Annotated in this window: 9 protein-coding genes; 3 read left to right on the top strand and 6 right to left on the bottom strand. The window is 42.4% G+C overall.

Annotated elements, in window-relative coordinates:
- Nucleotides 1-161: 161 nt before the first annotated feature.
- From PMEL_RS04640 to PMEL_RS04625, 4 genes are all read right to left on the bottom strand, one after another.
- Nucleotides 162-2,054 carry an ATP-dependent DNA helicase RecQ gene (locus PMEL_RS04640; RefSeq protein WP_120174185.1) on the bottom strand — a complete coding sequence of 631 codons (1,893 nt, stop codon included), beginning with the start codon at nucleotides 2,052-2,054 and terminating at the stop codon, nucleotides 162-164.
- Nucleotides 2,055-2,146: 92 nt separating this feature from the next.
- Nucleotides 2,147-3,871 (bottom strand): single-stranded-DNA-specific exonuclease RecJ, encoded by a 1,725-nt coding sequence (gene recJ / locus PMEL_RS04635; RefSeq protein ID WP_120174184.1) that lies wholly within the window; start codon nucleotides 3,869-3,871, stop codon nucleotides 2,147-2,149.
- A gap of 247 nt (nucleotides 3,872-4,118) precedes the next feature.
- Nucleotides 4,119-5,321, bottom strand: a complete 1,203-nt coding sequence (locus PMEL_RS04630; protein WP_120174183.1) for an aminopeptidase C — start codon at nucleotides 5,319-5,321, stop codon at nucleotides 4,119-4,121.
- Between the two features lie 83 nt (nucleotides 5,322-5,404).
- The gene (locus PMEL_RS04625) at nucleotides 5,405-6,811 is read right to left on the bottom strand and encodes an aminopeptidase P family protein (RefSeq protein ID WP_120174182.1); all 1,407 of its coding nucleotides are present in this window, start codon (nucleotides 6,809-6,811) and stop codon (nucleotides 5,405-5,407) included.
- 87 nt (nucleotides 6,812-6,898) lie between these two features.
- Here PMEL_RS04625 and PMEL_RS04620 point away from each other — a divergent pair, with 87 nt between their 5' ends.
- The 3 genes from PMEL_RS04620 to glmM all read left to right on the top strand — a co-directional run bounded on the left by PMEL_RS04620 (nucleotide 6,899) and on the right by glmM (nucleotide 10,196).
- Nucleotides 6,899-7,777 carry a patatin family protein gene (locus PMEL_RS04620; RefSeq protein ID WP_120174181.1) on the top strand — a complete coding sequence of 293 codons (879 nt, stop codon included), beginning with the start codon at nucleotides 6,899-6,901 and terminating at the stop codon, nucleotides 7,775-7,777.
- A 291-nt stretch (nucleotides 7,778-8,068) separates the two neighbouring features.
- Nucleotides 8,069-8,707 carry a DUF4827 domain-containing protein gene (locus tag PMEL_RS04615; protein WP_120174180.1) on the top strand — a complete coding sequence of 213 codons (639 nt, stop codon included), beginning with the start codon at nucleotides 8,069-8,071 and terminating at the stop codon, nucleotides 8,705-8,707.
- Between the two features lie 97 nt (nucleotides 8,708-8,804).
- Nucleotides 8,805-10,196 (top strand): phosphoglucosamine mutase, encoded by a 1,392-nt coding sequence (glmM, locus tag PMEL_RS04610; protein ID WP_120174179.1) that lies wholly within the window; start codon nucleotides 8,805-8,807, stop codon nucleotides 10,194-10,196.
- A gap of 435 nt (nucleotides 10,197-10,631) precedes the next feature.
- On the opposite strand, the gene PMEL_RS04605 is transcribed toward glmM, so the two are convergent.
- Both PMEL_RS04605 and PMEL_RS04600 read right to left on the bottom strand, forming a co-directional pair.
- Nucleotides 10,632-15,572 carry a DUF4132 domain-containing protein gene (locus PMEL_RS04605; RefSeq protein ID WP_120174178.1) on the bottom strand — a complete coding sequence of 1,647 codons (4,941 nt, stop codon included), beginning with the start codon at nucleotides 15,570-15,572 and terminating at the stop codon, nucleotides 10,632-10,634.
- Between the two features lie 141 nt (nucleotides 15,573-15,713).
- Nucleotides 15,714-16,118, bottom strand: coding sequence for a hypothetical protein (locus PMEL_RS04600; protein ID WP_120174177.1), 405 nt, complete (start codon nucleotides 16,116-16,118; stop codon nucleotides 15,714-15,716).
- Nucleotides 16,119-16,567 lie beyond the last annotated feature (449 nt).

The raw sequence follows: 16,567 nt of genomic DNA, 5'->3' as shown, positions 1-16,567 counted from the left end.
GTTCACAATGGGTTTGCCTTATATGTTAAAATGACAGTAAACGTAATTGAAAATAAACTTGTTAGAAGTGTGGTTTAATCCAAATCAGTTTAGACTCTAATAACTTGAAGAGGATTTGGGGTAGACCTCCTCACTTAGTATTGCTAAAGAATCTAATCAGTTTAGGGTAGAAGTAAGAAACTTCCATCCATAAGTATTTCCTCTTCCAAAACCATTTCTCGCATTACTTGTTGTACAAGGTCCCAGTCATCATTCAACTGTCGAATCTCTGTAATAGGATGTTTTTGCCCATCTGATAAGAGGGTCAATAGCTGTTGTCTTATAAGCTCCTTCTCATCTGCATCCTCCTTCTTGGTATGTGATAAGCAAACATCGCATTGGTCACAGTCCTTTGATTTTGTTTCTCCAAAGTAGGAGAGTAGCTGTCTGCTACGACATACTCGTTCATTCTGTGCATAATTAATAACAGAATTGATATGCTTTATGAATTGCTCCTTTCTATCTTCATACACACTCTTATTAAGGATAACGTCAATACCATCAATGCGGTCTTGCGTGTAACTAATAAGCGGTGTATTTTTGCGTGGGATAAAGTTGATGATACGTTTCTTGCTTAGGTTGACCAATACCATATAGGTTTGGTTCCTATCGAGTCCAGCTTCTTGTGCAATATAGCTCTCATCAATATATCCGCTGTCAGAGAATAAACCGCCATAGTTGCGGAGTAGGGCAGTGACGATGTCATTCTCTTTGTCTGTCAATGAGTCCAGTCGGTAGAGGTCATCCCTATTCAATAGGAATCGTACACGTGCCTTAGTGTCTGGGTTCTGTTCATAGTCAATATAACCAGCGCGTTGAAGAATCGTCAGTGCTGCATTAACACGAATAGGGAAATGTTTGAAGGTGTTGCAGAACTTGTCAATAGGAAACTCAAAGATACATCCGTAGCCACTTCCGATACCTATTTGGTAGAAGTAGGCTAAGTGTTCATACACTGTCTGAATATAGTCTTTTGGAGGGAAGGTATCTTCAATACGTTTCTGTAGAGTACGATTGTCGTTCCCGTTATAAAGTAATACTGCGTATGCCTTATTGCCGTCACGTCCCGCACGTCCTGCTTCTTGGAAATAAGCTTCCAAAGAACTCGGACTATCAATGTGAATAACCACACGTACGTTAGGTTTGTCAATACCCATACCAAAGGCATTTGTAGCAACCATGACACGTATCTTGTCGTTCTGCCAGTCATTCTGGCGTTGATCTTTGACGCCTGGCTCTAAGCCTGCATGGTACCAAGTGGCTGAGATCCCCTGCTCTGTAAGCATCTGTGCAATCTCCTTCGTGCGTTTTCTACTACGGCAGTAGACGATAGCTGTCTTGGGAATTGATTGTAGGATATGCACCATCTCTGCGTCTTTGTCCTCAGTCTGGCGTACGACATAAGCTAAGTTCTTACGTTCAAAGCTCATTCGGAAGACATTCTTCTCTTTAAAGCCTAAACGGTCTTGGATATCATCTACAACCTCTGGTGTAGCTGTTGCAGTTAAAGCGAGGATAGGTGCGTCGGGAACTAACTTTCGAATGTTTGCAATCTGCAGGTAAGAAGGGCGAAAGTCATAACCCCATTGGCTGATACAATGGGCTTCATCAACGGTGATGAAGCTTACTTTTATATGTCGTAATTTTGCTTTAAAGATATCAGAGCCTATACGTTCTGGAGATATATAAAGTAGCTTTATTCCTCCAAAGGTGCAGTTCTCTAAGGTGGTTATAATGTCATCATGGCGCATACCTGAGTATATAGCAGCAGCCGTGATTCCTTGACGACGAAGGTGGTCAACCTGATCCTTCATCAACGCAATAAGAGGGGTAATGACTAAGCATACTCCCTCTTGGGCTAATGCTGGTACTTGGAAAGTGAGAGACTTTCCTCCTCCTGTTGGCATTAGTCCTAAGGTATCCTTTCCTGAACCGATACTCTCGATAATTTCTTTCTGAATACCGCGAAAGTCAGGATAGCCCCAGTATTGATGAAGAATGTCAAGGTAGGACATTAGACTTTGAACTTTGAGGTTTGAATTTTGAACTTTAGGGGGGGGGAAGATGCCTATTAGTTCGAGTGCTACTTATAAAATTCAATCAATAATCAAGAATCCTCAGTTGGTCTAATATCCTCTATCTGCAACTGTACAGCTCCACGTTTAAAGACATTGTCTTCAATAGTATAAGCTATGTCAAACGAGCGTTTTGATTTGATATAACGAGCAGATGCACTCTGTCCGAAGGCTATACCATTCATCACGTTGTTAGAGTTGGAGTCAACCAGTTCCAGCTTGATATGCTCTTGCTCACGTCCTACAACCTTACTTGTTCCGAAGTCATAGACGTCTAATGTGCAGAAGAGAGGCTTTGAATTTCCTGGACCAAACGGTGCAAAGCGCTTTAAGTCGGTATGCAGTTTCTTGGTGATATCCTTGAAGTCAATAACTGCATCGATATCTAATATTGCCTCACGCTGTTCTGGCTCAATATGCTCTTCCACAAATGTCTGAAAACGTTCACGGAACTCCTTCACATCTGCCCACTTCATGGTAAGTCCAGCGGCATAAGTGTGTCCACCGAAATTCAATAAGAGATCACGACAACTCTTAATAGCTGCATATACATCGAATCCCGCTACACTACGTGCTGAGCCTGTTGCAAGGTTTTCGTCACGTGTCAATACTACCGTTGGACGGAAGTAGATTTCAGTCAGGCGAGAAGCAACGATTCCTATGACACCTTTCTTCCAGTGTTCATCATAGAGGACGATACTGGATTGGTGCTTTTGGCTTTCCAAGCGAGCCACAATCTGGTTGGCTTCCTCTGTCATCTGACGATCTACATCCTTTCGTTGTTCGTTGTATTCGTCAATATGTTTTGCTTGGTTAAGTGCCAAACTATATTCTCTTTCAACAAGTAAGTCAACACTCTTCTTGCCATTCTCCATGCGCCCACTGGCATTGATACGTGGTCCAATCTTGAAGATGATATCGCTCATTGACAGTTCACGACCATTCAAACCGCAGATGTCAATGATAGCTTTCAGTCCAAGACTTGCGTTTTGATTCAGCTGCTTTAGTCCGTGGAATGCAAGAATACGGTTCTCATCAACCACAGGAACCAAGTCGGCCGCTATGCTGACAGCACAGAAGTCGAGTAGGGGAACGAGGCGAGAGAACGGAATATTGTTGTTCTTAGCAAATGCCTGCATGAACTTAAAGCCTACACCACAACCACATAGGTGCTTGAAAGGATAGGTGTCATCTGGTCGCTTGGGGTTAAGAATCGCCACAGCAGGTGGCATCACCTCGTCAGGGACGTGATGATCACAGATGATAAAGTCTATCCCTTGTTCCTTGGCATAGGTTATCTCTTCGATAGCTTTTATACCACAATCAAGGATAATGATGAGTTTTACTCCAGTTTCTTTAGCAAAGTCTATTCCCTTTTTGCTAACTCCATACCCTTCGTCATAACGATCGGGAATATAGTAGTCAATATTTGAATAGAACTGGCGTAAGAATTTATACACCAACGCTACAGCCGTACAGCCGTCTACGTCATAGTCTCCGTAGACAAGAATGCGCTCCTTATGGCCCATTGCATCATTAAGACGGTCGACAGCTGCATCCATATCCTTCATTAAGAAAGGATTGATGAGGTCTGCCAATTGTGGGCGGAAGAACCGTTTAGCCGCACTCTCCGTGGTTATACCACGACGAATGAGCAGCGAAGCGAGAATGGGACTAATCCCCAATTTCTCTCCTAAGTCTTTAGCCGCATTGACCTGAGTATCTACAGGTGGAGTGTAGTTCCATTTAAATTGCATTTTAAATTGTTTTTATTTCTGTCCGTAAAGGTACAAAAAAAATGGCAAATGAGAATGTTATGTGGAGTATTATTTGGTTCTGTTTTTTTATGATATTAGCCCATTAGGCTAATTAGCCCAATTGGTAATAAAACAACAATCCCGCTCCAAATCATTGAAGCGGGATTGTTTATAATTCAGTGTGGGTTGTTGAAAAGGGAAAGCAAGAAAAGAATTTCTTCATTCTCAACTCAACATCTTGCCTTTTTTAGAGCCCCATCTTCTTGCGAATGTCCTTAGGGATAGCATTCTTGTTTACCATGTAGTCCATCGTGTTAGCTGCGATGAAGCTCTTGGTCATGTACCAAATACCCTTGTAGTCACCAGTCTCACCCCATGAGTTCTTTACCATGTAGTACTCCTTACCGTTCTGGTCCTTAGCGATACCGAAGATGAGCATACCATGGTCATCAGTGAGCTCCCAGTTATCGAAACGCTCCTGACGCTGCTGCTGTGTTGGAACAATCTCAGGTACGTTTACACCAAGTGAGTCGATGATGTCCTTCTTCTTTGATGCAGAAAGACCGAGCCAGTGAGCCATATCACTACCCTTCATGCTTTCAACCTTCTTACCGTCAACCATGTAAGCCAAACCCTTACGAGTGAAACCAGGCTCACTAACGTCGCCACCCCATGCTACTGTATAGCCGTTCATAACAGCGTTATCGATGATACGCATCATCTCGTCCATTGGAAGGTTATAAGACAATGGGAAACGCCAGTTGTCCTGCACCTCAACAGCAAACTGTGTATAGAATGGATGATGTGTGTAAGAAGTAATTGTTACATAATCGCTCCAGTTCAAACCAAGGCTTGCTGCAAAGCTCTTTGGAGTGTACTGCTTGCCTTCGTATGTGAAGGTTTCAGGGCATTTGCCGAGGTAAGCATCAAGAATACCCTGCAAACCCTGCTTCCACTGACCAGAAATCTTGCTTGCCTTATTACGTGCAACTCCGTTTACGTATGGCTCCAACAATGAGAAGAACTCATTAAAGTTATTCAGTGAATCACCATAGAGAGAGCCTGGGAAAGGCATTGCGCTCTCTGGACAGATGCCATGGGTCTCAAGTGTGTGCAACACGTCGTATGCCGAACCACCTTGAGCAAACTGGCAGTCACCATGGAAACGAACAACCTGAATAGCACGCTCCATATATGTCTTATTAGCAACGAAACTCTCACAGAGGTCGTATGTCTTACCAGTCTTCTTCAAAATCTCAGCCTCAAAGTAGCTAAGGGTAGAGTAGTCCCAGCATGTACCTGAACGGTTCTGGTCCTTGATACTTGTAATTGGGTTCTGCTTTACTACTGTAAAAACAGGCTTGTTAGAGGCTGCACCCTCTTTCTTGTCTGCGGCATTAGCACCTATCGCAACCAAAGCGAGCAATGCTACAACTAAAGTTTTTTTCATAAGTCTTTTTAAAAAGTTTGGTTGCCGTTACGAGTTGTACTCTTGCAGCAACCTTGATGTAAATATTAATTATAAATGTTCTATTACTTTCGGTTTGCTGCAATGAAGTCTTCAACATCCTGCGGATGATAAGGAATTATATCCTTGCCAATGAATCGGCAACCATCCTTTGTGATGAGGATGTCGTCTTCGAGACGGATACCTCCGAAGTCTTTGTACTCATCTAACTTATCGAAGTTGAGGAAATCTGCACAATGTTTCTTTGCACGCCAATCATCGATTAAGGCAGGAATGAAATAAATACCTGGTTCATCCGTAACAACAAAGCCTTCTTCCAAGCGACGACCCATACGCAGGCAGTTAGTACCGAACTGCTCAAGGTTAGGGCGAGTCTCTTCATCGAAGCCAACGTGAATCTGATCGAATGACTCCATATCGTGAACATCCATACCCATCATGTGTCCAAGACCGTGAGGTAGGAACATTGCATGTGCACCAGCAGCTACGGCAGCATCTGTATCACCCTTAGCCAATCCAAGTTCTTTCATACGGTCAAAGAGAATACGGCAAACAGCAAAGTGTACGTCCATGTACTTAACACCTGGCTTAGAAAGATTCAATGCTGCATCGTGGCATTCTTCTACAACCTTGTAAATCTCCAACTGCTTCTGAGTGAACTTACCACTTACAGGGAATGTACGGGTATTGTCTGAACAATAGTGGTTGATGGTTTCAGCACCACAATCACATAGAGCAAGGCGACCAGCCTCTAATACTGCCATTGAAGGATTGCCATGCATAATTTCACCATGCTGAGAGAAGATGGTTGGGAATGATACCATCGAACCGTATGAATTAGCGATACCACTAACTTGACCACCAACGAACTGCTCGGTTACGCCAGGTTTACCCAATATCATAGCTGTTGTGTGCATCTTGTAGCCGATAACAGCCGCACGCTCTAATTCTTCAATTTCTTCCTGTGTCTTTACAGAACGCATCTTAACAACCGCACGGATAAGTTCCAAACTTGCAGACTCTTTCTGCTGGTTAGGATGAATTCCGAAGAGGTCGAATATCTGAATCTTAATATCAGCACGATAAGGCGGTAGGAAGTGAACTTTACGATGCTCGCGCAACGCATTGTTACAGATAGTCTTTAGACCCTTCATGTTGACAGTGTTAGCTACACCGACAGCATCGGCCATATCCTTTACAGAGTCAACGCTACCGTACCAAACAATATCGTCGATATCAATGTCATCACCAACAAGTGTTTCTGTGTCATTGTCAATGTCAATAACACCAACTAATCCGTCACGTTTCTGACCAAAATAATAGAGGAATGATGAATCCTGACGGAATGGATAATACCCATTCGCAGGGAAGTTTGCAGGCGACTCATTGTTGCCAAAGAGGATAACAATACCCCCTCCAACAAGCTTCTTAAGCTCTGCACGGCGCTTTACATAGGTTTCTTTGTTAAACATATTTCAATTATTAGTTGGTTTGATTGCAAAGATAGTTATTTTTGTTTGAAAGTTATTAACTTTGCAGTTGTTTTTTAACGAGAATTTATGCAAATAGATAGGAATACGGGCTTAGTGTTAGAAGGAGGAGGTATGCGTGGTGTATTTACCTCTGGTGTGTTGGATGCTTTTATGAAATATAAGCTTTATTTTCATTACACTGTAGCGGTTTCTGCCGGAGCGTGTAATGGTTTGTCATACGCCAGTCGTCAACCGCGTCGCGCTCGTATCTCCAATATTGATATGCTTGCCAAATATGATTATATAGGTTTACGTCATCTCGTTACGCAGGGATGTATTTTCGATCCAGAATTACTTTATCATCGTTTCCCTTATGAGCTGATTCCTTTTGACTATGAAGAGTATTTCCGTAATTGTAAGAATGGAGATATCTTTGAGATGGTGGTAACAAACTGTCAGACGGGTTTTGCAGAATATCTTACAGAATCATCAGGTGATACGCATCGTTTAAACGAATTGGCACGTGCTTCTTCAAGTCTTCCATACGTTTGTAAGATTGTTGAGGTAGATGGAAAGGAGTTATTGGATGGTGGAATTGTTGACTCTATTCCTGTATTACGCTCTATAGATACAGGGCACGAAACGAATGTGGTTATCAGCACGCGTAACAAAGGATGGAGAGAATCTGGACGTGACCTTAAGCAACCCAAGTTTATCTATCGTAATTACCCTCGTTTACGTGTTGCTCTGAGCCGTAGGATAGAGGCTTATAACCGTCAGCTTGATTTGGTGGATGAGTTGGAGGAAGAAGGTAAGATACTTGTTATCCGCCCTGAAGAGCCTGTTGTTGTTGGTCGAATGGAGAAAGATGTAGAGAAACTTGAGAATCTTTATGAGGAAGGTTTCCGGTTGGGCGAAAGATTCGTAAAGGATAATCTTCCAAACTTCTCTGATAATCTGCCGTAAAGGTTTATTGTACAAAGGAATATACAAGAAATAAATAGAAGAATAGAGGCTACCTGCTGTCTTAGTGGATAGCCTCTATTTTTATTGTTACTCTCTTTGACTTCCCTTTTCTACCATAATTGTTTTCTCCCTTATACCCTTTCAATAGAAGATTAAATAAGACTTCTAAATGATAAAAACCCTGCAAAGAGCATTTTTACAAGCTACCTTGATATATTTTTCTTACTTCTTATTTTCCCTTTCTAAATACTTTTGTTATCTTTGCACAACATATTAAAAATGAAAAAGCGAATGAAGAAGATAAATTTTCTCCTTGTTGTGTTGGCTGCAGTGCTGGCATTTAGTTCATGTAGTAAGACTGAGACCTATGCTGATCAGTTGGAACGAGAAACTGAGGCAATCAACTCATTTATAGTCAAGAAAGGTATAAATGTAATTACTGAAGAGCAGTTTGCAAAGCAGGGGAATACAACAGATACAACAAAGAATCAGTATGTTCTCTTTCCAAATACTGGTGTTTATATGCAGATTGTAGAGAAAGGAACTGGCGAAGTAATCAAGAAAGGCGAGACAGCTACTGTTCTCTGCCGTTTTACGGAGCGCAATCTTCTTAGAGATACTTTGCAGTTGTCAAATCAGTTCCTCGTCTTTGGTCCTAAGGTAGATAAGATGTCTGTTACAAACACAAGTGGAACATACACTGCTTCATTTGACCCATCTTCAAGTGTGATGTACGAAATCTATCAGAGTACTTCTGTGCCTGCGGGTTGGTTGGTCCCAATGCCTTATATTGGCCTTGGTAGATTGGTTAATGCATCATCTAAGTTATCACATGTGAGACTCATTGTTCCTTCACAGCAGGGACAGATTAATGCGTCAAAGTCAGTCTATCCTTGCTACTACGACCTTACTTTCCAAAGAGGACTTTAAAGAAAAGGAAAGCGAAATAGAGTAAGAAGGAAGTGCGAGAAAGAATAATAACGCAAGAGAACAATAAAGGTAATACCCTTCAAAAAATATTTTAAGTATGACGCTTATTAAATCTATTTCCGGCATCCGTGGAACTATCGGAGGTCGTGCGGGAGATACACTGAACCCGCTGGACATCGTTAAATTTGTTTCTGCATACGCTACTTTCATTGCGCGTAAGCATCCAGGAAAGAAGTTGAAGATTGTTGTTGGTCGTGATGCACGTATCTCTGGTCCAATGGTCAAGAATGTAGTATGCGGTACGCTGATGGGTATTGGCGCAGATGTTGTGAACATCGGCCTGGCTACAACCCCTACAACAGAGTTGGCTGTGCGTATGAGTGGTGCAGATGGTGGTATTATTATCACTGCTTCTCATAACCCACGCCATTGGAACGCCTTAAAACTTCTGAATGAGGAGGGAGAGTTCCTTACTGCAGCTGATGGTGCTGAGGTGCTGGATATTGCAGAGCGTGAGGACTTTGATTACGCTGATGTTGATGGTTTGGGTAGCTATGTTGACGATGATTCGTTCGATGAGCGTCATATAGAAGAGGTGATGAACCTTGAATTGCTCGACCTTGAAGCTATTAAGAACCGTAAGTTCCGTGTCGTTGTAGATGCTATCAACTCTGTTGGTGGTGTTATCCTTCCTAAGTTGCTCGACCGTTTAGGAGTTGAATATAAGTTCCTCAATGGTGATGCTACTGGCGACTTCTCTCATAACCCAGAGCCAATCGCAGCAAACCTTACTGGTATTATGGATGAGGTTGCTAAGGGCGGTTATGATTTGGGAATCGTTGTTGACCCTGATGTTGACCGTTTGGCATTCATTCAGGAGGATGGCCAGATGTATGGTGAGGAGTACACCCTCGTCACAGTGGCAGATTATATTCTCGAACATGTAAAGGGTAACACTGTAAGCAACCTATCTTCAACTCGTGCTTTGCGTGATGTAACGGAGAAGCATGGCGGTAAGTATTATGCTTCTGCTGTTGGTGAGGTGAATGTTACCACAAAGATGAAGGAAGTTGGTGCCGTTATCGGTGGTGAAGGTAATGGTGGTGTAATCTATCCAGATAGTCATTATGGTCGTGATGCCCTCGTTGGTATTGCTCTTTTCCTTAGCTCTTTGGCACAGAAGGGAATGAAGGTAAGCGAACTTCGTAAGACCTTCCCAGAGTATTTCATTGCAAAGAATCGTATCGACCTTACAGCTGATACAGATGTTGATGCAATCCTCGTTCGCGTGAAAGAACTTTACGGACAGGAGAAGGATGTACAGGTAACTGATATCGATGGCGTTAAGCTTGATTTCCCTGATGCTTGGGTTCATCTCCGTAAGTCAAATACAGAGCCTATTATCCGTGTGTATAGCGAGGCTAACACAATGGAGGCTGCTGATGCATTGGGCAAGAAATTGATGCAGGTTGTTTACGATATGCAGTAAACTTAACCTTATTATATAAAAGAAGAGGATGCTTTGGGAATGTTCCGAAGCATCCTCTTTTTCGTTGATAGGCGTTGAATATAATATTTTATCACTGGTTTATATATTCCTTTTGTTGACTTATAAGGTATAGTAGGATTCTGTTTTATGCCCCTATATACGCTCTTTTTATTTTTTTAAATATAGAGGTTTAATAATTCTCTTCCTATATACGTGAGTCATTAGTGTATTATTATATACAAGAATCAGGTCAATAACAAGTTCATTCCCCATCTTCTTTTATGCTGTTGATGCTCCGCACGTGTGGTGTTGAGGTTCCGCACCAATGGTGCTAACGCCTCGCACCAATGGTGCGGAGCACTAAACACAATACTATGGATAGCCTTTTTGGCAATGCTTTACCATAGATAGAGTTATTGGGAATAGGTTATAACGCTATTCTCGTTTAATCCATTTCAGAATTGTTGGGTCTTTCAGCTTGTTGTCTTCTGCAAGGAGTACCATCTTAGAAACAATCTCCACGGTCTTTGGGTCTTCATCCATAAATGGGAGATAGAGTTTCCCACGGTGCTGACTGTGTACAGGAATGATAGGAATCTCTACGCCACCGACCTGACGCACATTACCCGAACCGAGGTGAATAGTATAGTCGGCAAGTGAGCCTTTAACGTGAATAAAGTTGTCTGAAACTGTTACATTCTTAAACTTCATTAAGTCAGCAGTACACTTGATAATAGCTGCACGTAGTTCCTTCGTTGAGTTTCCTGTCTCTGGGTCGACACCACCGACGAAGGCAATGCTAACCGTCATGTCCACGTCACGCATCACTTCGCTGTAGAGAATTGGGTCAATATCCGCAATCTTTAGTCGATTGTAATTGCGTGTAGATGAGAAGTAGACATACTCAATGGCGGGAGCTTCCACATCGGCAGGAGTAAACCAGTTGGCTTGTGCATAGAGTTCAACAGAGATTCCTTGGCGATAGAATACCTTGCGCAGCCCTCCTTCATAGTCTGCACTCCACCCACGGCTACGCAATGCAGCTGCAGCCTGCTTCACCTGAATCTGATATCCACTGTAACGAAGTGACTCGTTTTGTTCTGCTTCATCAGGTGTTGGGATGTAAATCTCACGGAATATCTGTTTGAAAGGTTGTACAATCTTCTTGCTGAAGACGAAATTTTGCCATGCTGACCACGTACTATCAGCATAGAGTTGCTGGGCGTGGGTAATGGTAATGGGCTCGTCTGCTTTTATCTTCTGGACGCCATTGAGCGTTTCCAGTCCCTCGTCGGTATAGAAGCCTGTGGTTGTTCCTTGTCGAAGGAGTAGCAAGCGGAACATCGGACTGACGATAGGATTTTCAGCAATCACCTTTACATCCTGTGGACGTAATGGTGTCTGGCGTATCATCATATCCTCCATAATCGTGCGGGCACGCTTTCTCTGCTTCGTCCACTCCTTGCCCATAGCAGCAATATTGAGGTAGTCAGGGTGCTTCTTAATCTTTGCAGGTACCGTTTTCAACACCTTCTCACCTTGTTGAATGATGAGTTTGTTGGTGCCATCCTCTGCTAACTGTAGTTTCAGTGTGTATCCCTCCACGTCTATTCCTTGCAGGAAAGCTGCGTTGTCAGTCACCTGCTGGCTCTCCATACGCCACGTTAGCTGTATCGGGTCAGCATATCCGGCACCGCGTGAGAGGTTGAGTAAGGCAATCTCACATACCCTCTTCTCTGATGCTTGACGCTGTGCGCCATACTGCTTAGACTCTTTCAGAAAGGCTTGTATAAGTTGATAACGGCTCTGTAATGCCTTATCACTCTTGTCTGGGAGTAGTCCCAATGAACAAACAGCATCTTTGTTGCGTTTGGAGTGTATCTGTTCTATGATGGTTTCTTCGTCTATCTTGCCGAGTGCTGTGTCTGCAAAGCGACGTGCGCGACTGTGATAGTTGCTGTTTCCAATGTATCGTGCTGCCTTGTAGAACAGGTCAAAACGCTTTTCTCCAACCACGGTATAAGCTTCGTGGAAGAGTTTTTCGTCAAAGGCTCCATCGGCAAGATCAGCTGGGTCGAGGTCGGTGAAGAGTGCCGTTGCAGCCTTCTTCTCATCTTCACCCATCTCCTTAGTATGTGCAATGAAGTAGTAATAGGCAAGATCGAAGCCTTCCCAGTTGAGATGTGCTTTGATAAGTGCAACCCACTGTGGTGCAAAATATGCCAGTTCTAAAAGTCTGTCGTCTTTGATAGTCTTAAGTATTTCTGGCGTATCTGTCTCGAGTGGGAAGGTACGCTCAATGATATCGGTCAGCACTGCACGCTTTTCAGTGCCGTAGCTACTTGCTATCAGGTGGTCTTTGCCCAATGCTTTCATTGCTGTAACCATATATTCAGCACCCTGAAGTACCATTGCGTCATTTATACGGATGATGATATTAGAGGCTGTTGTCGGTGCATTGAGGCGAGTCATTTCAATCTTGAAGAGGTGTTGAGCTGTCTTGTTGATGATTCTCTCCAGATTCTTGTAAGTCTCTTTGCCATAACGTGCGTCAACATTCTTCTCATTTTCATATAGTAAAGTAAGTCGGTGACCTCGTGTATTATAGATATAATCTCCTGCATTACGTAGTTCTTCTCCTTCGTCATTCAGCAGTAATTCCATAAAGGCATCGTCAGACAGCTTGCCTTGAAGGTTGTAACGTGACAATATGAGTGCATCAATTGTAAAGTATGTAGGGTATAGCTTCTTGTCCATTCGGGCTATTGGCGCATACTTTCCATACATAGCCATTGTCATATCTGCAAAGAGTTTGAACTCTTCTTCATTTCTCCAACAGCTTCTTGCGTATCTCATTGCAATCTGGAAGAGTTCGCTATTGAAAACGTGTTTATCATCATCTGAACCGTAACCGGAAATCCTTGTGTATCTGTTGGTTGGACAATGGAAGAAAATCAACGCCAGAATGGAGTAGGCTTGAGAGAAAAGTAGGGAAGGGTTCTTCTTTTCTAAATCGTTGAGCAATGCTTGTACGATGAGTCGGAAATGGCTGCCATACTTCCACGTTTCAATGCTTTTCTTGTTCTTGAATGGATAATTGTCTGCATCAAGTTCTACGAATTCGGGGCTATAGCTGTCTTCAAGTACTAATAGCATTAAGTAGATACCCAACAAATCTTCATCCTTGAGAGGATGAGTTGCAAGAAAACCTTTCCAGAGTTCAGGATAAGGAAGTGTGTCAAGGGTATGCTCGTCAAACGTAAAGGAAAAAAAACTGTCACCAATTGTTTCGGTTCCTCCCCAACGGTTCTTGTACTCCTTGTCAGCATTGTCCTTTATAATCTTTTCCAGTTCGGTGTATAGCTTGCGCAGTTCATCAATGGAGTAGGTAAAGACAGAGCCTGCATCTGCACGGTTCTTACCGGTAACCTTATTGAATACCTTACCAAGGAACGACTGCGAATCGTTCTTTGTCAGGAAAGGATCGGATAGCTTAATAGTCGGAATGTCTCCCACCTTGTACAGACCGTAACCACCTTCTGCTCCGGGATAGGTTGTTGGTGTAGTTGTACTTGTTTCTTCACTTGTAGGAGCAAAGTCCTTTGTAAGCTGTTTGCTGCCCTCCCTAAGCTCAGTCAAAGCGGCTGTTATATAGTCTCCCTTTGTTGTCTGCAAGCGTTCGTATGATGCTTTCAGCTGTTCGTAGGGTAACGTAAGCAGTACACGTACAGCCGTACTTCGTGTGTCAGAAACCTTGGATTTTAGTTTCTTCTCTATATCTTTGACATCTGTTGTGGTAAATTCTTCCTTGTAGAAGAAGGTTAAGAGGAAGTCAAAGCCATCTTTCTTATTGCCAAAGATATTCTTAACAAGGAACTGGCGACGTACTTCAGGACTGCCTAAAGAGTAATATTCCTTCATAAAGGTGTATAAAGGATTCTTTTTCTCATCTTCTTGGCTATTGTTATAATATCTTATGAAGTGCACTCCCCAGTTAGGCATCTTCTCAAGAAGAATATGGTCAATACTTTCCTGTGTCTTCATTTGGCTGGCAAGTACCCACAGAGCATTGATGAAGCGTTCGCGTGAAAGACGGATTTTGAACCATTCAAAGCCTTTGAAGGTGAAGTCTGTGTTATTCTTAATCTCCTTCTCCCATTTCGCAATCTCATCAAAAAGCTTTTGGAAAAGTTCACGTTTTTTGCTTGAAACCGTTTCAACCTTTCCATATTTATACTTGTCCTCTCTCGCCACATCACTTAGCTGATCAATGAAGAAAGCCTTTGTGAAAGGATCATCCAGATGCTTTGCAAAGAACTCGAAGTGGTCAGTAACTTTGAAATGACTTGAACGGTCAAGATAGTAGATGGCTGCAATACGGTTCTGGAGAGGGGCGTCGCCATCAATTAACTGTAAGGCATCACGCTGTGCAATACTGAAATCCTCAACACCAGCCGTATATAAAGCAATGTAAACGAGTAGTGCATTCGGACCCGTATAGGCTTTTACTCGTTCCTCTGGGTGGGTCAAGAATAGATGAATACCTTCGAAGATAGTTTTGATATCCTTGTCGGAAACAGACTCGTAGCCGATACCAGCCCATGTTTGGACAGATCGTCTAACGGAACTATAACGCAGAAGTCCTTCTTCGGCAATGACATCCAGCATCCGTTTATAGAATGTCAGGCTGTATTCATTACCACATTCTACGATACTCTGGCGCAGACCCTCTTGTAGTTTTGCAGCCCTCAGCACGTTGAGGAGGAGGGTATGCAACTCCTCGTTGTTATTAGACTCTATGGCTGTGATGAGGCTTTGCGTAAGGATTCCGACGTTATTTTCACTGGTCAGTACCTCTTTCACAGCTTCGATAGTTTCTGGTTTCCCCTGCTGGATGGCAGCTGTAAGTACAGGAGTAAATGAGAGGTAATAGCTGGTTATGTCAGGGTATTGTCCACGGATTAGCTCGTCAATTGTGAGACCGTAGGAAGCTGCGGCAAAGAAAGAGCGCATGATATTAGATATATCGTCTGCTCTCTCCTGCAAATCAATATCACCTCTCACATCTATACGATAGATTCCTTTCGTATGGGAAAGGTCTTTGAGCTGTTTCAAATGTATTTCTAAAAGCTGAGAATAATCCTCTGGAAGAATGTGAGGGAGGTTTGCACCTGCAGAAATAAGTTCCTTTATGGTACGGAAAGGAATCTTCTCTTCGTCATAACCTTTGTAAAAAACATTTCGGTAGTAATTGAATTGATAGTCTTCTTCCTTGCATGTGTTTACAAATCTTTTCTCCCATATATTGCATTGGGATAGGTTGATGCTATTGATATATTGTGAACAGTGTTCCTGTAACTCCTTCTTTGTTTTCATATTTTATTCCTTTCAATAAGTTTTTAGATGGTAAATGTGTTCCAGTCAATGCGAATTTGCTGGTTAATAAGACTTATAAAGTAGTGATCTTTGCTGAATCTAATACTTTTTCCCCTCACAATTTTCTCTCTAAGTTTAACCTTAAAAATAAAGACCTGTGAGCATTGTGAGTCTGAGAAAGACGACTTCTGCTCCTTGGCAGAGGGTGATAGGGGCATCCCATTCCGTTATTTCTTCACCGTTGATGAATACTCTGAAGAGACCGTCATCGTATGCCTGCTTTGTTCGTTCCATCGCTTTTGCCATCGTATCGTTGTTTTCGCCATAGTTTTCTGCAAAGCGGATGCGTCCTTCTTCAGCCTGTGCAGCTATCTCACTGTCGGATAACGCATAGTTTTCTTTTGGTGTCTGCGCTTCTGTTAGGCCTTGTAGGGTTAATATGTAGAGTAGGGCTCCGAGCGTATTGACGGTTTCATCAATTTCTACAAGGTGCCTTCCTAATTCTTTTCTACTTCCCAACTTCTTTTTTATAATGTATATATCCATTCCGTTTAGGTATTTTCTTTCTTTTGCAAATATAGGAAATAATCTGTAAACAACTGTCTCTTATTTTGTTTTTGTATGTAGAATGTACAAGGATAGGGTGATAGACTAAAGCTGGTGAGAATAAGAATGAAAAACTAAGATTACTTATAGCCGCAGGAGAGTTCGATAACTACGGTTAGAACAGATATATAGATGAGTAATAAAAGGTATCGGCATGAAAACACATCCTATATAAGAAGGTTATATTGCTTTATTATATATACCTATGATAATACTCTTAACGGGTCTTATTATTTATCTTTAACTGATGTGTTGATGCTCCGCACGTGTGGTGCTGACCAATAGCACAAGATGTGCGGAGCATCAACACTAATGGTGCAAAGAACTAAACACTTTGCAATTTATAGCAAATATGAATATAAATTGTCGTTAAGAAAAGACCATTCTAT

The sequence above is a fragment of the Prevotella melaninogenica genome (assembly GCF_003609775.1).
Taxonomy (GTDB): Bacteria; Bacteroidota; Bacteroidia; order Bacteroidales; family Bacteroidaceae; genus Prevotella; species Prevotella melaninogenica_A.
This window is presented reverse-complemented; position numbering and strand designations above follow the sequence as displayed.